This is a genomic window from Kosakonia sp. ML.JS2a (assembly GCF_025642095.1).
Taxonomy (GTDB): Bacteria; Pseudomonadota; Gammaproteobacteria; order Enterobacterales; family Enterobacteriaceae.
This window is the reverse complement of the sequence record NZ_CP106754.1, coordinates 1204971-1221816: the sequence shown is the minus strand read 5'-3', so window position 1 is coordinate 1221816 and position 16846 is coordinate 1204971. Positions and strand designations below refer to the sequence as shown.

27 protein-coding genes and 2 pseudogenes are annotated in these 16846 nt (G+C 52.3%); 16 read left to right on the top strand and 13 right to left on the bottom strand.

The features are described from left to right. Window positions 1–42: 42 nt before the first annotated feature. The 12 genes from N7922_RS05890 to N7922_RS05835 form a co-directional block, all read right to left on the bottom strand. Complete coding sequence (locus N7922_RS05890) at window positions 43–552, bottom strand: hypothetical protein (RefSeq protein WP_263099671.1); 510 nt, start codon at window positions 550–552, stop codon at window positions 43–45. A 125-nt stretch (window positions 553–677) separates the two neighbouring features. Next, window positions 678–917 (bottom strand): hypothetical protein, encoded by a 240-nt coding sequence (locus tag N7922_RS05885; protein WP_263099670.1) that lies wholly within the window; start codon window positions 915–917, stop codon window positions 678–680. 199 nt (window positions 918–1116) lie between these two features. Next, a complete protein-coding gene (locus tag N7922_RS05880; protein WP_263099669.1) occupies window positions 1117–1926 on the bottom strand; it encodes an antitermination protein in 810 nt (269 codons plus the stop codon). 14 nt (window positions 1927–1940) lie between these two features. After that, window positions 1941–2930 (bottom strand): DUF968 domain-containing protein, encoded by a 990-nt coding sequence (locus N7922_RS05875; protein ID WP_263099668.1) that lies wholly within the window; start codon window positions 2928–2930, stop codon window positions 1941–1943. Further along, the gene (locus tag N7922_RS05870) at window positions 2927–3640 is read right to left on the bottom strand and encodes a phage antirepressor KilAC domain-containing protein (protein WP_263100843.1); all 714 of its coding nucleotides are present in this window, start codon (window positions 3638–3640) and stop codon (window positions 2927–2929) included. The genes N7922_RS05875 and N7922_RS05870 overlap by 4 nt, the downstream gene beginning before the upstream one ends. A gap of 82 nt (window positions 3641–3722) precedes the next feature. Beyond that, window positions 3723–4061 (bottom strand): LexA family transcriptional regulator, encoded by a 339-nt coding sequence (locus N7922_RS05865; RefSeq protein WP_263099667.1) that lies wholly within the window; start codon window positions 4059–4061, stop codon window positions 3723–3725. Window positions 4062–4070: 9 nt separating this feature from the next. Further along, window positions 4071–4910, bottom strand: coding sequence for a DNA adenine methylase (locus N7922_RS05860; RefSeq protein ID WP_263099666.1), 840 nt, complete (start codon window positions 4908–4910; stop codon window positions 4071–4073). Window positions 4911–4945: 35 nt separating this feature from the next. After that, window positions 4946–5377: a BlaI/MecI/CopY family transcriptional regulator gene (locus N7922_RS05855; RefSeq protein ID WP_263099665.1), complete on the bottom strand. Its 432-nt coding sequence runs from the start codon at window positions 5375–5377 to the stop codon at window positions 4946–4948. Beyond that, window positions 5374–6258, bottom strand: coding sequence for a conserved phage C-terminal domain-containing protein (locus tag N7922_RS05850; protein ID WP_263099664.1), 885 nt, complete (start codon window positions 6256–6258; stop codon window positions 5374–5376). The genes N7922_RS05855 and N7922_RS05850 overlap by 4 nt, the downstream gene beginning before the upstream one ends. Continuing rightward, entirely contained in the window at window positions 6248–6427 is a 180-nt protein-coding gene (locus N7922_RS05845; RefSeq protein WP_263099663.1) for a DUF4222 domain-containing protein, read from the bottom strand. The genes N7922_RS05850 and N7922_RS05845 overlap by 11 nt, the downstream gene beginning before the upstream one ends. Window positions 6428–6590: 163 nt before the next feature. Next, the gene (locus N7922_RS05840; protein WP_263099662.1) at window positions 6591–7142 is read right to left on the bottom strand and encodes a YmfL family putative regulatory protein; all 552 of its coding nucleotides are present in this window, start codon (window positions 7140–7142) and stop codon (window positions 6591–6593) included. A 28-nt stretch (window positions 7143–7170) separates the two neighbouring features. Beyond that, on the bottom strand, window positions 7171–7419 hold the full coding sequence (locus N7922_RS05835) for a helix-turn-helix transcriptional regulator (protein ID WP_263099661.1): 249 nt from the start codon (window positions 7417–7419) through the stop codon (window positions 7171–7173). Between the two features lie 97 nt (window positions 7420–7516). On the opposite strand from N7922_RS05835, the gene N7922_RS05830 reads away from it, so the two are divergent. After that, a complete protein-coding gene (locus N7922_RS05830; protein ID WP_263099660.1) occupies window positions 7517–8212 on the top strand; it encodes an XRE family transcriptional regulator in 696 nt (231 codons plus the stop codon). A gap of 289 nt (window positions 8213–8501) precedes the next feature. Here N7922_RS05830 and N7922_RS05825 read toward each other — a convergent pair whose 3' ends face one another. Continuing rightward, window positions 8502–8786: a hypothetical protein gene (locus N7922_RS05825; RefSeq protein WP_263099659.1), complete on the bottom strand. Its 285-nt coding sequence runs from the start codon at window positions 8784–8786 to the stop codon at window positions 8502–8504. Between the two features lie 360 nt (window positions 8787–9146). On the opposite strand from N7922_RS05825, the gene N7922_RS05820 reads away from it, so the two are divergent. The 15 genes and pseudogenes from N7922_RS05820 to N7922_RS05750 all read left to right on the top strand — a co-directional run. Beyond that, the gene (locus tag N7922_RS05820; protein WP_045507184.1) at window positions 9147–9509 is read left to right on the top strand and encodes a hypothetical protein; all 363 of its coding nucleotides are present in this window, start codon (window positions 9147–9149) and stop codon (window positions 9507–9509) included. Window positions 9510–9548: 39 nt separating this feature from the next. Continuing rightward, window positions 9549–10373 (top strand): YfdQ family protein, encoded by an 825-nt coding sequence (locus N7922_RS05815; protein ID WP_263099658.1) that lies wholly within the window; start codon window positions 9549–9551, stop codon window positions 10371–10373. 130 nt (window positions 10374–10503) lie between these two features. Further along, window positions 10504–11046, top strand: a complete 543-nt coding sequence (locus tag N7922_RS05810; RefSeq protein WP_263099657.1) for an HD family hydrolase — start codon at window positions 10504–10506, stop codon at window positions 11044–11046. Between the two features lie 572 nt (window positions 11047–11618). Then, window positions 11619–11978 (top strand): hypothetical protein, encoded by a 360-nt coding sequence (locus N7922_RS05805; protein ID WP_263100842.1) that lies wholly within the window; start codon window positions 11619–11621, stop codon window positions 11976–11978. A 291-nt stretch (window positions 11979–12269) separates the two neighbouring features. After that, complete coding sequence (locus tag N7922_RS05800; RefSeq protein WP_263099656.1) at window positions 12270–12485, top strand: hypothetical protein; 216 nt, start codon at window positions 12270–12272, stop codon at window positions 12483–12485. Then, a complete protein-coding gene (locus N7922_RS05795; protein WP_263099655.1) occupies window positions 12482–12838 on the top strand; it encodes a hypothetical protein in 357 nt (118 codons plus the stop codon). The genes N7922_RS05800 and N7922_RS05795 overlap by 4 nt, the downstream gene beginning before the upstream one ends. Before the next feature lie 2 nt (window positions 12839–12840). Then, entirely contained in the window at window positions 12841–13047 is a 207-nt protein-coding gene (locus N7922_RS05790) for a hypothetical protein (protein ID WP_263099654.1), read from the top strand. After that, complete coding sequence (locus N7922_RS05785; RefSeq protein ID WP_263099653.1) at window positions 13044–13376, top strand: hypothetical protein; 333 nt, start codon at window positions 13044–13046, stop codon at window positions 13374–13376. Before N7922_RS05790 ends, N7922_RS05785 begins: the two co-directional genes overlap by 4 nt. 2 nt (window positions 13377–13378) lie before the next feature. Beyond that, window positions 13379–13681, top strand: coding sequence for a hypothetical protein (locus N7922_RS05780; protein ID WP_263099652.1), 303 nt, complete (start codon window positions 13379–13381; stop codon window positions 13679–13681). Next, a complete protein-coding gene (locus N7922_RS05775) occupies window positions 13678–14343 on the top strand; it encodes a hypothetical protein (RefSeq protein ID WP_263099651.1) in 666 nt (221 codons plus the stop codon). The genes N7922_RS05780 and N7922_RS05775 overlap by 4 nt, the downstream gene beginning before the upstream one ends. Further along, the gene (locus N7922_RS05770) at window positions 14343–14618 is read left to right on the top strand and encodes a hypothetical protein (protein ID WP_263099650.1); all 276 of its coding nucleotides are present in this window, start codon (window positions 14343–14345) and stop codon (window positions 14616–14618) included. Before N7922_RS05775 ends, N7922_RS05770 begins: the two co-directional genes overlap by 1 nt. 26 nt (window positions 14619–14644) lie before the next feature. Then, window positions 14645–14851, top strand: a complete 207-nt coding sequence (locus tag N7922_RS05765; RefSeq protein ID WP_131409031.1) for an excisionase — start codon at window positions 14645–14647, stop codon at window positions 14849–14851. Then, window positions 14812–16002, top strand: a complete 1191-nt coding sequence (locus N7922_RS05760) for a site-specific integrase (RefSeq protein ID WP_263099649.1) — start codon at window positions 14812–14814, stop codon at window positions 16000–16002. Before N7922_RS05765 ends, N7922_RS05760 begins: the two co-directional genes overlap by 40 nt. Window positions 16003–16287: 285 nt before the next feature. Continuing rightward, window positions 16288–16374: pseudogene (locus tag N7922_RS05755) on the top strand (preprotein translocase); the annotation flags it as partial. 1 nt (window position 16375) lies between these two features. Then, window positions 16376–16759: pseudogene (locus N7922_RS05750) on the top strand (YggW family oxidoreductase); the annotation flags it as partial. Between the last annotated feature and the right edge of the window lie 87 nt (window positions 16760–16846).

The window sequence follows — 16846 nt, the reverse complement described above, 5'->3', positions numbered from 1 at the left end:
GAAAAAGGCCCGCCGAAGCGAGCCTGATTGCTTTTAATAATATTACAGATTATCTGTGCTTTTTGCTGTCTTTGATGAAGGAATATACATAACAGTGACCATAGAAGTTACATTCTCAATGAGAAAATGGGTTAACTCTATAGTCGTGCCTGGTTGATTCCAAACTACCTTCTTACCTTCATCTTTGAATGTTGGCTGCCCATACTTTTGCGTTAAAAGGGATTCAACATCGATAAAAGCGCGCTTATTAATACCTGAATTATGATCTTCAAGAGACTGAACGATCACTTGCGTTAAACGATTGTCAGTGAACTGATATACCACTTTGAAATCATGATAACCAATATCGACTTTATCTATTCCTACGGCCCCCAGAGCACCTTTATAATTCAGGGGTGGATTAATCAGATGTGCCCGGCCATTTTCAGCGGAAACAACCTGAGCAGGAGACATTCCCCACTTGCTTTTTCCGTAACCATCCATTCTCTCCCCAGCAAAAGCAATTGCAGGAAAAAGCAGGCAAAAAAACAAACCCCAAAAATATTTTTTCATGGCATCTCCTTTTTAGCGTGTAACTAAATATTACCACGCATAGAGCCTGCCATGCAGCATCTAAGAATAGAAAACCTCGCATATACGAGGTTTGATTTTTGATATAGGCAGTTGCTGAATTTCTGTTAAATCAGCCCTGTATCTTCAAGTAAGGCGTAACCTTTTGGCGTGATTAGATTGGCGATCCAATGAGAATCGGCTTTTGACTGCACCGCTGTAATGTATCCCATCTTATATAGCTGCTCTATAGCTTCATCAATTCTGTATGAAGGCTCAGAAGCAAAGCTACTGTATTGGACCGACACATTCAGCTTGGGATCCGCCATGCGAATCATGATTTCTTTTTGAAGCGGGTTAATAGCCATGTCTAACTCCTCATTGTGGGGGTTAGCAGGTATTTTACCATGCTTTAATTGACCATATTGGAGTGGCTATTTTTCAGACAAAACCCGCTCAGTGGCGGGTTTCTTAACTATGAACATACAATGCCCATCGTTAGAAAAATCCTAACCACTTTTTTCGAATATTGCAAGCATCGTGACGCGATAATTCACAATATTGTTGCTAACGTGTGACTTTACGCAATTGTACCTCTGCGAATGCCTCTTCCTGCCAGCACTTTGTTACCAGTGTGCTGATCACGTCTGCGTAACCGCTATACCACTGGTAGCTGGTCAGATCCGGAATCACTCTTTCCACCAGCGCACGAGCAAGTGTTGTCGGTACCCGGCTATAGCGATTGCCATTGCAACGGCCGCAAACCTTATATGTCGGTGCGCCGATCAGTTTTGTGCGTCTATCGTCCAGCACCAGCCCCTTTCCTTTACAGCCACGGCAGGCGGTGCTTACCTCTCCTTTCCCGTTACAGTGATCGCATTTCACTTTTGCCGGCTGCTTAACCTCTTTCCATTCCTCCCAATATGAGGGGAACACCCCTTTAGTGGACGCCGCCCATTTTGGTGGTTTACCGTCAGGGTAATGGACTTTTTTTGTAGTGCTATCGGCATCAATAAATCCTGTTCCGCTGCAATGCGGGCAAGGTGCTTTACTGGCCGCCGACCGGGAGTAGTCGGCATAGGCAAACTGAACCAGCACCGGCAGTATCTCAAGGCGTGCCTTCTCACTGAGTTTCACCAGCACCGGATTTTTTAGCGCCAGCGCATAATGCATCAGGCCATCCAGCGCAGGGGCAGGATCCTGAATGCCCATCTTCGCCAGGAAAAGGTTAAAGCCCAGCGGGGCTTTTGACTGCACCATGCCCTGTGCTGCCATCACATCGGTGATCGTCAGTGCCGCTCCACCTGTTGCTGGTGTCTCGTCGTTAAGTTTTGGTGACTTCGGCGAGTAGAATTTCGGTAATGATTCAAGGTTCATAGCGTCTCCACACTTTACGCCAGCACGCCGATGGCCAGCGCGCGATCTAAAAAACGAAACAGCAGCACAAGCTGGCTGCCATATTTTTCTTCAAATGCCACGGTGTCAGCGTGCAACTCGTCGTGATGCGCTCTGCAAAGCGGGATCACGAACAAGTCATGCGCTTTTGTACCCATTCCACCCTGCCCGTGGCCTAGCAGGTGGTGGGGGTCGTCTGCCGGGTTGTTACAGCATATGCACTGCTGACCTTTAACCCAGCGGGTGTACTTCTCGTTTTCCCAGCGGCGGCGCTTCGGTCGCAGCATGTATGATTCCGGGGTCTCAGGGTCAACGCGCAGCGCCAGTACCTGCTTTGCTTTCTCTTCTATGATGCTGGTGGCCGGAACCGACGGCACCAGGTCGATTTCACGTGTGACGGACGGGATCACCTGTTTAGGCATTCTCAGCACCTTCCGGGCTGCGCCCTCCGGAATGGCGTCGACGAGATCGTTACGCGCCAGCCACCAGCACAACTCCGGCAGCGTCAGCGTGTGCGCATCGTCGAAGCCAAGCTCACCCCGCGCGGTACGGATGATGTACGCCGCACAGTTCGCCCGGGCGATTCGCGCCAGTTGCTCAGTACTGTGGTCGCGTAGCTGGTTATCGCAGTGCCAGCACAAACGAATCGCTCCGGGCTGGTGGCGCATCGTTGTCATGTTCTCGTCGTGCCAGGCTTCATGTGGCCACTGGCAACCACTTCCATCACTGAGCCAGCTTTCAAGCCCGTTAATGCCACCAGCGCGGCGCAGAACAGCCTCGTTTTCGAAGATGCCCTGCAGTTCCGGCTCTTCCGCCAGCGGCTGGTCTGCTGGTGGCAGTTCGCCGTTCGGCATATCAACCAGCCGATCAGGTTCGTTCTCCAGCAGCATGCGCCCGCGGCGGAAATGTGACAGCAGGCTGGCACCAGGCCGGAATATGACAAGGCCAAGATCGGGCACAACAACGGGATTCAGCAGAGCCCTCACTCATCGCCTCCTTTCGCGATATGCGCCGCCCACAGGCCGCCAATCCACTTCACACCTTTAGCGGTAAAGCGTGTCTGGCTGAATGCGTGGTTGTTTTCGCTGCTGGTACCGGTCTTCACTTCGAACCGACCAAGGGCAACATGCCGGTGGCGCGGTGTCAGCGTGCCCCCAAGCCGGTACAGAATGTCGTTATCGATCAGGAAACAGCGGAATTCTGGTTCTTTGGCGTTAAGCAGCTTCGCCACCTGCCGGAATGACATCGAACCGTTCGCGGTGCAGTACCGATCGACAAACTCAACCTTCGGAGCTGCGGCGGCCAGTTCCTGCTTAAGCTGTTGCTGCTGCTCAGCCAGGTCAGCGGCGAGACGCAAAGCCTCCGGCAATGACGTTGGCACCGGCATAGATTGCTGGCTCTCCAGTTCCTGCCAGCGATCTACCAGCCTGGCGGTGAACTCCGGCGACAATTGCGCCACAACCACATAGCTATCGCGCTTACCTACCAGATACACCGCGACCGCCTGCCCGAGGTGGTTTCTAACTTCCCCCATTGGAGGAAGTTGAATGATCCCCCGTTCTGCCAGACGTTCGATTGACCGTTTCACATGGTCATGACGTGACTCAACCAGATCGGCGATCTCCTGACTGCTCATGGTAAGAGCCTGCCCAGACAGCAATGAGTGATGATGTGAGCAAAGCTGTGTTGCGTTCATCTGTTGCATGCGTATCTCCTTTAAGCGGCTGCAACCGCTGTTGGTTCAAACTTGCTGATCATTTTTTCTGTCAATGCCTGTGTCATGCCGCGGACCCTCTCGCTTTCAGCCATTCCCTTGCCAGCGCTGCCGCGTTGTCCTCTCCGTCCAGTAGCGCCCGGATCACTTCCGCCGCTTCATCCAGCGCCAGTGTATCGTTAACACCAATCACCTTTATCCCGCGCGCCGTTCCAGTAGCGATAGTGATGTATCCTTTCTTCTGCAGCGCCTTCAGATGCTCAGCAGCGGCATTGCCAGAAGCAACGCCAATCCGCGCAGCCAGCTCGGTATAGGTCGGCGGGTAGCCGTGCTGGTTATGGAAATCCACTATCGCGTTAAGCACCTGTTGTTGGCGATCAGTGATCGGCTTTGGCTGTTCCATAGTTTCCCCTTACAAAACTGCGACGATGTCATTCGCGGTTTCCCGCGTGCTGCCTTTGCTGGATATCGCCCGGCGCGCGCTGACGTGGTGCAGATCAAAACCATGCTGCTCGTAAAGCTCGATGACGCGCGGCGCTGTGGAATTGCTGATCACCACCCGGGCTCCACGCTGATGTGCAGCCACACAACAGCGGACCAGGTCTTTCTGGTCTTCCCAGGTAAAACCACCAGCGGCGTAGTTTGTAAAGCCAGCCGTCCCCGGCAGAGGTTCATACGGCGGATCGCAGTAAACGACATCGCCCTCACCGGCAAGCGTCAGTGTGCGGCGGAACCCGGCATTAATGAAAACGCAGCGGCGCGACACTGCTACAAAGGCGTTAATCTCTGCGGCGGGGAAATACGGGGCGCGGTAATGGCCATAGCCAACATTGAACCGGCCTTCCAGGTTGTAACGGATCAGGCCGTTAAAGCAGTGGCGATTGAGATACAGGAAAGCGGCGGCACGTTCCGGCCCGGCCATCTTCTGCTGGTTGAAATCTTCGCGGCAGTCCATGTAACCGCCGTCATCGTTCAGCTTTTCAAAAAAGCCGCGGGCCCACTCGGTTACCAGTTCGGGAACCACTGTCAGCATCTGGTACAGGTTGATCAGATCGCCGTTTACGTCCGCCAGCAGGAAGCTTTCATGCTTATCAGAGTTGAGGAATACCGAACCACCGCCGACGAATGGCTCAATAAGGCGCTTCCCGGCGGGGATAAGGCGATCCAGTTCAGGCAGCAGCGAATACTTGCCGCCTGCCCATTTCAAAAACGGGCGCTGATAGATGCGTGATACAGGTTCAGAAACAGGCATAGCGGCTTCAATGCCACTGCATACGGATCCATATCTCACTGCGAACCCCCATTACTGGTTTCATTCCAGCGGCTGCCAGCAGCATCGGTAACACCGCGCTTCATCCCGGCCAGACATTTAGCCCGGCGCTTCGCGTAGCTGGCGCGTGCCTGCTGTGTTTGCGCACAGTCAAAAGCTTCCAGCCATAAAGTTGCGGCGCGGCGGTTCATCCCTCTCTCTTCCAGTTCATGCGCTTTCTTTGCCAGCTCAACCGGGCGCCCGGTTTCTGACGTTGGAAATGGCTCATCAATGAAATAGATAAACGTCCTGCCTTGCTTGTTGCGCTGGATATGGTCAACAGCGACAAGGCGCTCAAGCGCACGCTGCACCGTTCGTACGTCCAGTTGATTAAGACCGTCACACACTTCTGCAGTGGTGCATTTTCCATTTTCTCGAACGAAATTGAGTACTTCCGAAAAGGCGCTCATGACCGGAACCCCGCGTTTTCTGGCAGTGAATAATCCACGTTTTGAAAACTTGCGCCCGGACCGGTGCCGATGTTTACCCAGCGACCGTTAATGCGCTCCGGGCGGCCAGCCTCCGTCCATTTCGTTGCGCCTTGGAGATAACCGGGGAATTTTGTCGGCAGGAAAAGTGTTGTCGGGCGCAGGTATTCAGCCATTTGCAGATCCTGACCCCACTTCGCTGTGGCGTAGTCCACAACCAGGATCAGGTCATCAGTCGAAAACCCTTCACCCAGCCGTGCGCGGATATGCTCCATCGAGGTTTTACCAACCTGATAGCGTGACCCTGTCTTCTGGTTCAGGTGAGTCAAAACACGTTTAGCATGATCGGTGATCACCACTGCCGGGTCGGGTTGCGCAGCAACCTGACAAGAAGGTTTTTTATCTGATGGATCTTGTTTTGAATTTACTGACGGATCCCCCCCAGATTCTGACGGGTGAAAACTGCTGGTTTTGCTGGATTCCGACGCGTCAGATTTTGAGGCATCAGAATTCGCCCCATCAGATTTTGATGCGTCAGATTTTGACTGGTCAGATTCTGACAGGTGAGAAAAGGCGGCGGCCTGAAGTTTCGCCACATTGAGCTGGTAAACGTTCGACGCGTTACGGTTGCCTTTGCGGCGCTGCTGGCGTGTCAGCCAGCCTTCCTGCTCCAGCTTCCCAATCGCGGTTCGTACCGTGCTTTCACCGGCACCGAGCTGGCGGGCAATCGTCTCGATAGACGGCCAGCACACGCCCTCGTCGTTGCTGAAGTCGGCCAGGCGCGCCATGATCGCCACGCTGGACAGCTTCATGCCAGAAGCGGCACAAGCATCCCAGACGTAACCGGTTAATTTAGTGCTCATGGTCGTCCTTTATTTCTCTGAATTTACGCTGAAACTGCTCAAGCGGGCTGAAGCACTCGTGCTCATAACCTTCTCGCAGATAGATAACGCGCTGTGTTTCTGGCTCCCAGCGAATGACGCGGACAGGGATGCCATACTGGTCTCTGAACCTGCGGTTAATTTCGCGCATAGCTGTTTCGCCCTCCGGTAGTACACCCCCACGATTGCCGCCGCCCGACTGTGGTTACATGACACCCAGCGGTTTGATAATCTGCGCTCATACCGAAACAGCGGAGTCCCCTTAACCGGGATCATCCGCAGTTGCGGTAAGCGGCTTTTTGCCGTTAAACTGTTCATGCGTTAGTATCTCCACAACGATCGACACGCCGCGACGCCAGGGGCTGCAACCCGCTGGCGTCATCCTTTTCTGGCGTACAGAAAACCCGGAACAGCAGCGTTAAATGCTCCTGCCACTTTGCCATTACCTGATAGCTGTTCTCTTCGATTTGCTCGCGTTCTGCCTGGTCAATCACCCCGTCTGCAGTTGCCTTTCTGAGATAGGTTGAGTGCTTGCCGATCCACTCGATGGACTCCATCAGACGCTGGTTGATGTCGGCGTTATCTATGTCATCAACGGCCACCAGCGGGACGTTAACGCTGTTTGACTGGCGCGATACGGCATCCGCAATGTGCTTCGTGTCGCTCGCCTGCTGGAGCACCAGCGCCCAGCCCATCGGGAACACCTGATCGCCGCCGTCACGCAGGCGGTTAAAGAGCGCGTCAGTTGTTACATCGAGAATTTCAGCCGCTTCCGCATAGCCGCCCGGAAACGCCGCAATAGTCTTGCGTATTGCCGCCACCAGCCACGCCGGTTGTTTCTCTACTTTCCAGTGATCATTACCCACGGTTAACCTCCTGATTCTGTGGTTATGCTTATGTGGCTGGTGTATTACCTTTACCCGTAGAGTCTTCAGTTACCTGAAAGCGGTTCGGGTACAAAATGTGCAACTCACTGATTTCGCCTTTAAAAAAAACAGCAAGACGTTCAGCCAGTTCAACAGATGGAACCTGCTCACACCTTTCAATGCGGCTTAAAGTAGCGGGGTCGACTTGGACGCCAGTTGCAACATGCAAGAGAGTCATACCGTGCGACTTACGCAATTTTCTTAATGGTGATTGCATAAAACCTCCTTAATTTGCGTAATTCGCATGTTATTGCATGTTAGCGAATTGCGCAAGTTGCTTTGCATGAGACGCAAAAACAACATGTAATAGGCGCATGAATATAGGATCTCGCATACGACAACTTCGCCTGGCGAAGAACATGAAAATTACAGAGCTTGCTGAGTCTGTTGGGGTTGATGCTGCCAATATTTCCCGGCTTGAGACTGGGAAACAAAAGCAGTTTTCAGAACAAACACTTAGCAGACTTGCTCACGCTTTGAGCGTAAGTGTTCCCGACCTATTTACCTCATCTGAAAATGATATTACTGTATATATAGACAGTAATTTAGAGACATCACCCCGAAAGGACATTGATGTATACAGAGTCGAGGTACTTGATGTGAGTGCAAGCGCCGGATCAGGGCATATCCAAGGCAGCGATGTTATTGATGTGATTCATGCTATCGAATACAGCAGCGATCAGGCTTTGACATTGTTTGGCGGGCGTACGTCTGCTGGAGTCAAGGTTATCAACGTTCGCGGTGACAGCATGGCTTCCACCATTGAACCTGGTGACCTAATTTTTGTCGATGTAAACATTAATGAATTTGATGGTGATGGGATTTATGTGTTTGGCTTTGATGGAAAAGTCTATGTGAAGCGATTGCAGATGATACCTGATCAATTGTTAGTGATCTCCGACAATCCGAAGTACAGGGAATGGAGTATCAATAAAGAGAACGAGCATCGTTTTTATGTATTTGGGAAGGTTTTGATCAGCCAGTCACAATCGTTTAAGCGGCACGGATAAGACTTCAACTCGTAGAAAAAGACCTCATCGTGAGGTCTTTTTTTTTGCAACTTTATTTGCGATTTGCGCATTTTATTACTTGCGTGATTCGCAAATAATGATTATCTTGAGTTCGTCGGCATATGGCACATGTGCCGTTAGCGGTCCGGATGGTTTCCTTGACAGAACCTACCAACCGGGTAGCCGGAATGTGCAAGCCAGGCACGCACAACGGCCTGCAGCGATTCACCATCGTGGCGATTCGGTGTGACCACCGGGAAGAGTCCGGGGTACTAAAACAGCATTGAGGTTACTCAAATTTATCCGGGTAACTAAGAACCTGAAGCAGAAATTTCCGGGCTTGTTCAACATTCTCGGAGTAACCCGGGATTTCGACCGGAGCCATTTTCACAAAAGTTATGGCGTCTTCCCTGCTCAGGGTTCCGTTAGCGATCAGAACAGTAAGAAGTGCGGCAGTGAATTCAGAACGTGCGACGAGGTTAACGACGTTTTTCTCAGCTACCGCCAGTGCTTCTTTAAGATGGGCAATTTCGAGGTTCAGTTCGTCGATTTGTTGTTGCAACACAGTATTCATGTTCGACCCCTTCCTGGTTGTGTGAGAACACCAGGATACCACCGAGCCTGATGTGGTTAAAAGCCAGGCACACAACATGAAAGCGCACTCCTTCTCTTACCAGTTATGGGTGACGGGTGTGAATACGCGGGAGTGCGCTTCCAGTTGTGAAGTCATAAAAATGCTGTGGTAGTCGATTTGGCGGCGTCGGATCTTATTTTCCCGTGAAGGCGCCGCACCTTTTTACGCAAGACAAAAGAGCACCACCGGGCGACGGGCTCATAACCCAATCCACCCGGGCGATTGCAGTCGCAGGTGCTCTCCTGTGTTGTGTGGAGATACTAACCGGCGGTGTCTGCCGCCATTCTGAGGGTAAGACCGATGGATAAAGAACGTTTGACCAATATCCCCGACTTCTTCGGGGAACTCGACGGCGGAGTGTTCGAAACCAAAGTGGCAGCAGCACTCAATGAGGTTGCCCTGGGCGTACTGAACAACGGCAACAAAGGCAAGGTGACGCTCACTTTCGACATTTCCCGCCTCAGCAACTCGATGGAAGAAAAGCGCGTGGGCATCGTCCATAAGCTGGCATACGTTAAGCCGACGCCACGCGGTAAAACGTCCGAAGAGGACACCACCGAAACCCCGATGTACGTCAACCGCGGCGGTAAGCTCACCGTTCTGCAGGAAGACCAGGGGCAACTGTTCACACTTCAGGGCCAGCCTAACCAGGCACAGCGCTAACCGGCCCGCCAATTAACCAACTTTTAGTAAGGAAAAATCATGCCTCAACTCGTCGAGTCGTCCGCCATCAGCCAGATCCGCGATATGGTTCTGAGCCAGTTGGTTGAAGAAAAACTTTCTGGTGCTGACTGCCCGGCAGTAGCCCTGCCCAATGATGTTGGCGTTAAAAATCTGGAAAGCCTTTATACAAACCGCTTCCGTTTCCGCGGGGAAATGAAGACGCAGAGTATCGAAGATTTCGTGCGCTACTCAGTTGACTATGCCGCCAGCGGTACCCGTTGTTTTATCAATGCTGACAAGATGGCCGCCGTTTCGGTATTTAACCTTGGCACACTGGATGAGCCAGGCCATGCAGATAACACCGCCGTGCTTCAGCTTAAGCGTACAGCCCCGTTCACTGCACTGCTGAGTATTAACGGCGATCGCAACAACCAGAAGCAACTGGCGGAATGGCTGGAAGACTGGTCCGAATACGTAACTGGTTTCGACGCTGACGGCCAGGTGATTGAAGCTAAAAAAGCCGCCGCTGCCGTCCGTAAAATCACAATCGACGCTATCCGCAGTGCTGAATATGAAGATCAGGACTTCAGCGGTAAGCGCTCGGTGATGGAAAGCGTTGAAGCCCGGAGCAAAGACATTATGCCGGTGGCGTTCGAATTTAAGTGCGTGCCGTATGAAGGCCTCGGCGAATACCGGATCAAATTGCGCATGAGTATTCTCGCCAGTGACAGCCCGGTGCTGGTTCTGCGTATCACGCAACTGGAAACATACGAAGAAGAAATGGCCGCCGAATTCCGCGATCTGCTGGTAGAAAAATTTAAAGGCAGCGTAGTGGAAACGTTTATCGGTACCTTCAGCGCTTAATTTCTCTGCTGCAAATGCCCCGCCGAGGGGCATTTCTGGAAGCGAAATAAATTTAATTATCGCCACGCGGCGAGGGATTCCTGCAACCAAAATTCGGCGCGTTGCAGCGCGCACAGGAGATACAACGCAAATGAAACAGACCTTTATTCAGACCTACACCGGCAAGAAATTTGACTACCTCACGGCCACCGCTGACGACATTGATATCGAAGATATCGCCAATGCGCTGGCAAATATCTGCCGCTTTGCCGGTCACCTGCCGGAGTTCTACAGCGTGGCACAGCACTCCGTTTTGTGCAGCCAGTTGGTCCCGGTGGAATACGCCTTCGAAGCCCTGATGCACGATGCCGCCGAAGCCTATGTGCAGGACATTCCCGCGCCGCTGAAATCGCTGCTGCCGGATTATCGCAGGATGGAAACGATGGTTGATGACCTGATCCGCAATAAGTTCGGCCTGCCGCTTGAGCATTCGCAGGTTGTGAAATATGCCGACCTCACCATGCTGGCGACCGAACGACGTGATCTGGAAATCGACGACGGTACGAAATGGGATGTGCTTGAGGGGATCCCGGCGTCAGACCTCATCCAGGTTAACCCGCTACGCCCGGGTCAGGCATTTGGCCTGTTCATGAACCGCTTTAATGAACTGATGGAGATCCGCAAATGCGCCTGAATGCCAAAGAGTTGATCGCAGATGCCCGCGTTACGGCTCCTACCCTGCCACCAGCAGCGGCAAAACTGATGAGTGAAATGGCTGACCGCCTCGATGTTCAGTATGTCGCGCTGCGAGAATCACGCGAGCAGGTTAAGCGGCTGGCGGTGGAGAATGCTGCGCTGAAATCTGCAATCTTCGCGATCAACAAGACTGCGGAAGAGTGTGAGCTTAACGGCGATGAATTGAGGTATGTCGTTGGGAATGATGAGTTTGATCGTCTTACTAACCTGATCGACGTAGAACACCGCGACACCGACGCCTTTCTCGCCTCCCTGCGCGCAGAAGGGGTTAACTTTGCAGCGTCCCGGCTGGCGGCGGCATACAACCACGGATTCATTGACAAGCCGCTGGCTGAGGTTGGCGATGTTGTCCGCATGATTCTTACCGCTAAAGAGGATTTGGCGAACAATCCTGCTGCTGATGGCCTGTCTGGTGAGTACGCAGAAAACGCCCTAGCTGAATGGGTAGCTCAGATCCGCAGCCAGTCAGCATCATCCTCCGAAGTTGAACAGCCGCCAGCATCACCGGCAATCGCACCGCTTCCAGTAGAACGCGATCAGTATGGGTACTGGACTCATCCGGTATACAACGATTTCTGCGATGGCCGCGAGCACGTTCCAACCGCTGAATTTAACGCATGGATGGATGCTAACGGGCTGGACTGGACTGTCGTTTACCGTGATGAGGAAGATATTGATCCGGCTGTCGATGGTTACGACATTTCGAAATGGCAGCCAGAAGCGCCAGCAGGTGAAGGATGGTTTGTTGGTTCCATCCACGACACCGAAGACGGCGCGGTTTGCATTTGGTTACGCAAAAAATCTGATCCGTCACCTGAAGCCGCGGCTATCGCCCGCCAGTTTGAGCAGGCGAAGGGGGTGCAATCATGATCCGCTGTCCTACATGCAACCGTTTTACAGGTGAGCCAAAGAAAGTGTACGTCGGTGAGAAATGCAATTTCACAATCGTTAAGCAAGGGGCTCGCACACAGAAGCATGAAGCGCGAACAGGAAAACTATTCGCCGTGCGCGGTGAGCGAGATTTCACGGTTGCTTATCGCGGGACTTTATATCGCGTCGATATGGTTACTCACCAAGAAGACCCATCACCGCTAACAGTGGCTTTTGTTGGGCGTTGTGTATGTGTCGAGGCGATGAAAGGCAACGCAGGAGAAGGCCAACATGATTAAAACAGTTTTTGGCATCGGCGGCCCGTTAACTGATGCCAATTTTAACGTGCTCAGGATGAGCAAGCCGCAGGTACAGCGAGAAGCCGACAGGATGGCAAGGAGAACCATACGACAAGGATTGTCGCGTCATGCTCGCGGTTTCGTATTTGACGCTGGAGACCATTACCGAATTTCAATCTGCGTATCAACACCGGAGCGTGCAGCATGACTAACAACGACGAGTTGACGCTGTCGCGCAAAGAGTTTGAAGCATTTTATAACGAAACGCATTCAGTACTGATTACACCTCAGTACAAACGTTTTGGTTATTACATTTCACCAACGATGCAAAAGGCATGGGAGCTTTGGCAGCAAGCTCGACAATCCCTGCTGGCAGAGCGTGACGCCGACAAGAAGCGCATCGCCGAACTGGAAACGCGGACGGTGAGCGTTAAGTTGCCGCCAGTGTCGTTTTTCGACTTCAAAGCAGGTTCAGGCTTTGCGGATGGCGCTTACGTCAATCTTGAAGCCATGAACAAAGAGCTTCGCAAGGCTGGCATCAATCTGGAAGTGGAGGAGTAGGTATGATCGCCGCTAACTACACGATGCACCTCCATTGCGATTGTGAAAAATGCCAGGCGCTTAAATGGGGATCTCCAGATTTTGGCGAGTTCATCGGTAAATCATGGACTGAGTGCGCAAAAGCCGCCCGCGCTTGCGGATGGCGTATCAGCAAAGACCGTCAACGCGCTTTTGCGCCTGGTCACAAAATTTTCCGGGAGGCAGCATGACTAACAACGACGAGCTGGCGCTGAAGCTGAAAGCAGCGGCGGAGGTGATAGCGACCGAGCACTACACGGATGATCAGTGGTTTCATTATCTTCGCCTTGCTCATCACAGCAACATCCTCGCCCTGCTGGCAGAGCGTGACGCCGACAAGAAGCGGATTGCTGATCTGGTAGAGAGCCATAAACAACTTCGAGAGGCGATGGCGATGATCCATAACACCATTCGCATGGACGGAGCATACACACCGCTTTCGGCAATTATGAGCCGAGCAAAACGAGCATACGAAGAGTCTGCTGCCGCCGCTGGCATCAATCTGGAAGTGGGGGAGTGAAGATGGCATTTGAAGATTTTGACGACCGCAAAGACCTTGATCTGTGGTGGGGGCTTAGTTACGCGAGTTTCCTGGTTATGCCGCGTGTTGCTATGCAGCTTATGCCTGAAGAGTGGCAGGAAAAGATGGCTGAATTGCTTAACCAGTACGATGAAGCTATCAACACCGACGCGTTTGGCGTTAAGGGCTGTCGCGTCCAGGCGCTTGGCGATAATGGTAAGTTGATGAAAACACCGCCGGAAATTTTGAACTATCGGCACCCATCCCGCGAAACGAAAGCGGCGCTTAAGAAGGAGGCCGTATGACACACGCACTGACGCCGGGGCTGCACCCGGAACGCCTGAAACATATCCGCGCATCGTATGAGGCCAGCAAGCAGGGCCACGCTTTTATCGGTCATCCCAGTTACGACGAGCAGATCGCGATTATTGATGCGCTGCTGGCTGGAATGAGCGGCGAGCCAGTTGGCACGTTTCGTAAAACGGCAGTTGGATATATGCCTTCGTATCATGAAGAGGCCGTGCCGCTCTACGCTGCACCGCCAGCGCCGGTGGCTGTACCAGAACACCGCGCAGCGGTCGCTACACTGGAAAGTATGGGCTACACATGGAATGGTGGTCAGCTTTGGAAGCCGCCGATTGGCAAAGCGCCAGCTTATATCACGGGTGAGGAGGCAGAACCGGTGTCTGCGACCAGGGTGGCAACACCGCAAAGCATGCGAGAAATGTTTTGTCAGCTTTATGATAGCAAGTGCGTTTTTGATGCTGATGCGTGGAACACGCGCCGCGCCGCCATGCAAGCAGAACCTGTAACGGCGGATGCCGGGTGGATTGCCGAGGCTAAAAAGCTGGCAGAAATGTATGGAGCAAGCTTTGTAATGTTTCGTCATGGCGAACAACCGGTATGTGCTGACCCGACTAAATTCTGGTTTGGTTATGACCCGGCAGCGCCTGAGCAGGAGGTGTGATGGCCAGCAAACTTAAACTTCGCCGCCAGCGCCGCATGCGTGAGGACATACTCTGGTGGCGCGCTGAGGCCGAATACTGCAAAGCCCGCCTGCTTGAACTGGCCGGCGAGCTGGACAACGCCAGGCAACAAATTATCCGCGTGCCTATGCCCGTTCTTGTCCCGGAATCAATCCTTGACCTGATGGAAAAGCCCACCAGCGAACCAGCGATTTGTGTGAAATGTAACGACGGCACCCGGGATGGGTGTTCGTCGTGCGCGTATAAAATCAGTTAGCCGGTTGCAGCCGGTGTGGAGAATCTATGCTGAACCTCGATTGTGTTCCCATCTCGACGTATTGCAAAGAAACCGGAGAAACAGCAGAGGCCATCAATAAACGTTTGCAACGAGGCGTTTGGTTTGAGGGTGTCCAGGTTTTGAAAGTGGAAGGCGTAAAGGAAAGATGGATTGATCTTAGTGAGGTTGCTAAATGGGCAAGACAGAATCGCCAAAGCTCCCGCGCGGTGTGACCGTAAGGAAACATAGCCAGGGCGAGACGATCAATATTACTTTCACCTATAAAGGGGTTAAATGTCGTGAGCCCCTTTCCAATCTGGAAGTGAATAATAAAAACCTGAAATACGCCGAGAGAACACTCGGCGAAATTCATAATAAAATTGAACGTGGATCTTTTATTTATGCTGAATATTTCCCCCGCTCAGCAAGACTGAAAATATTCGGTAATGCCGCCACTGGTAAAACAGTAAAAATGTACCTTGATGAGTACCTGTCAATATGCGAGACACGGAAGTTATCACCATCAACTATTGGCGGTTATAAAAAATGCCGCAGTGCTTTGAGTGATCTTCATTCATTTCCGGCAAGTGAACTGACGCCGGCGGCAATGAAATCCTGGATCCAGAACCGCACAACGACTTTGAAGACCATCAGAAACCAGCTTTCTTTTTTGCGATCTGCACTTGATGAGGCGGTGACCGATGGCGTCTTACAGATTAACCCGGTATCGCTGGTGACCGCTTCCCGGTACCAAAGCGATAAGGGCAACTCAGACAGTGACTATATAGTCGATCCCCTTTCACCTGCTGAAGTGGATGCCCTTCTCTCTTCATCCGGTAACAAGCAGTGGGAAAACCTGTTCATGTTCGCTATTCAGACCGGTTTACGGAGTTCAGAACTCTGTGCTTTGCGCTGGCGAGACATCGATTTTATCGGGAAAACGGCGCACGTTCAGAGCGCCAGTGTCGTAGGGGTGATCAAAGGGACAAAAACAAAGGCGGGGACACGTAAGGTTGAGCTTAACGATCAGGCTATGGCGGTGCTGGCGTCACAGAAAGCTTTCACATTCATGAAGGACGCAACAATATTTGAGGATCCGAAAACAAATAAACCCTGGGCGAGCGCTGACGCCATCCGTAAAAAAGCCTGGGTGCCGACGCTACGGAAGGCCGGTATACGTTACCGAAATCCGTATCAAACCCGGCATACATTCGCGACCCGTCATATCAGCCAGGGTGCCAACCTTTTCTGGCTCGCTGGCCAGATGGGGCACAAGGGGCCGGAAATGCTTTTCAGGCATTACGGATCGTATTTGAAAGAGTACGACGGAAACACAGAAAAAAGACCCAGGCTGGTCGGCGGCGGGACACGAAAGGAGCCGTAAAGGAGCCGCAGAAAATATAACTGAAAATAAATACTTCGCTTTCAGTTAGTTGCAAAATTTCGGACACGGGTTCAACTCCCGCCAGCTCCACCAAAATTCTCCATCGGTGATTACCAGAGTCATCCGATGAAGTCCTAAGAGCCCGCACGGCGCAAGCCCTGCGGGCTTTTTTGTTCCTGCAATTTGTCCCGCGAAGTCCGAAGAGAACTAATTAAATCCGAACCTTTTAGGCACCTCATAAAGCTTTATTGTTTTTGATGTGCCTAAAACTATGAAAACCCGGCAATGACAAGACAAACCAAACCTCTCCCCGTTAAGGAAATCGAATCAGCCAAACCCAAAGAAGCGGACTACGTTCTCTATGATGGCGATGTGTCAGCACAACCTCAACTACTGGCGCTTCGGCGATTATCCCGGCATCAGCTGCGGCGCGTATGGTAAAGTCACGTTCCCCGATGGCCACATTCTGCGCACCACCAAAACGCGCTATCCGCGTGGCTATATGCAGGGGGCGTTATCTGGAAAGCCAGCTCGATGTGGAGCAGGTCGATAAACCGTTTGAAATTCCGTCTGCCGGAAGCGGCTTCGTGTAGCTGAATTTACGCAATATACGGGGTTGTCGGAGACGGTGATTCGTCAGCCGCTTGATGAGGCCATTGCTCAGGGGGATCTGACCGAGAGTGAGACGCACTGGCAGATCACCCAGCACGGAAAACTGTTTTTAAACTCGCTGCCTGAACTGTTTCTCACCGAATAAGATCGTAAATGCATTTGCCGGATAAAGCCATCCAGCAAACTGCCTGATGGCGCTGCGCTTATCAGGCCAGAAAATCAGAGTGATAAG

Coding starts and splice junctions, on each gene's coding strand:
- N7922_RS05890 (WP_263099671.1), bottom strand. CDS start 552: ATGAAAAAATATTTTTGGGGTTTGTTTTTTTGCCTGCTTTTTCCTGCA.
- N7922_RS05885 (WP_263099670.1), bottom strand. CDS start 917: ATGGCTATTAACCCGCTTCAAAAAGAAATCATGATTCGCATGGCGGAT.
- N7922_RS05880 (WP_263099669.1), bottom strand. CDS start 1,926: ATGAACCTTGAATCATTACCGAAATTCTACTCGCCGAAGTCACCAAAA.
- N7922_RS05870 (WP_263100843.1), bottom strand. CDS start 3,640: ATGAACGCAACACAGCTTTGCTCACATCATCACTCATTGCTGTCTGGG.
- N7922_RS05865 (WP_263099667.1), bottom strand. CDS start 4,061: ATGGAACAGCCAAAGCCGATCACTGATCGCCAACAACAGGTGCTTAAC.
- N7922_RS05860 (WP_263099666.1), bottom strand. CDS start 4,910: ATGCCTGTTTCTGAACCTGTATCACGCATCTATCAGCGCCCGTTTTTG.
- N7922_RS05855 (WP_263099665.1), bottom strand. CDS start 5,377: ATGAGCGCCTTTTCGGAAGTACTCAATTTCGTTCGAGAAAATGGAAAA.
- N7922_RS05850 (WP_263099664.1), bottom strand. CDS start 6,258: ATGAGCACTAAATTAACCGGTTACGTCTGGGATGCTTGTGCCGCTTCT.
- N7922_RS05845 (WP_263099663.1), bottom strand. CDS start 6,427: ATGCGCGAAATTAACCGCAGGTTCAGAGACCAGTATGGCATCCCTGTC.
- N7922_RS05835 (WP_263099661.1), bottom strand. CDS start 7,419: ATGCAATCACCATTAAGAAAATTGCGTAAGTCGCACGGTATGACTCTC.
- N7922_RS05830 (WP_263099660.1), top strand. CDS start 7,517: ATGAATATAGGATCTCGCATACGACAACTTCGCCTGGCGAAGAACATG.
- N7922_RS05825 (WP_263099659.1), bottom strand. CDS start 8,786: ATGAATACTGTGTTGCAACAACAAATCGACGAACTGAACCTCGAAATT.
- N7922_RS05820 (WP_045507184.1), top strand. CDS start 9,147: ATGGATAAAGAACGTTTGACCAATATCCCCGACTTCTTCGGGGAACTC.
- N7922_RS05815 (WP_263099658.1), top strand. CDS start 9,549: ATGCCTCAACTCGTCGAGTCGTCCGCCATCAGCCAGATCCGCGATATG.
- N7922_RS05810 (WP_263099657.1), top strand. CDS start 10,504: ATGAAACAGACCTTTATTCAGACCTACACCGGCAAGAAATTTGACTAC.
- N7922_RS05800 (WP_263099656.1), top strand. CDS start 12,270: ATGATTAAAACAGTTTTTGGCATCGGCGGCCCGTTAACTGATGCCAAT.
- N7922_RS05795 (WP_263099655.1), top strand. CDS start 12,482: ATGACTAACAACGACGAGTTGACGCTGTCGCGCAAAGAGTTTGAAGCA.
- N7922_RS05790 (WP_263099654.1), top strand. CDS start 12,841: ATGATCGCCGCTAACTACACGATGCACCTCCATTGCGATTGTGAAAAA.
- N7922_RS05785 (WP_263099653.1), top strand. CDS start 13,044: ATGACTAACAACGACGAGCTGGCGCTGAAGCTGAAAGCAGCGGCGGAG.
- N7922_RS05780 (WP_263099652.1), top strand. CDS start 13,379: ATGGCATTTGAAGATTTTGACGACCGCAAAGACCTTGATCTGTGGTGG.
- N7922_RS05775 (WP_263099651.1), top strand. CDS start 13,678: ATGACACACGCACTGACGCCGGGGCTGCACCCGGAACGCCTGAAACAT.
- N7922_RS05770 (WP_263099650.1), top strand. CDS start 14,343: ATGGCCAGCAAACTTAAACTTCGCCGCCAGCGCCGCATGCGTGAGGAC.
- N7922_RS05765 (WP_131409031.1), top strand. CDS start 14,645: ATGCTGAACCTCGATTGTGTTCCCATCTCGACGTATTGCAAAGAAACC.
- N7922_RS05760 (WP_263099649.1), top strand. CDS start 14,812: ATGGGCAAGACAGAATCGCCAAAGCTCCCGCGCGGTGTGACCGTAAGG.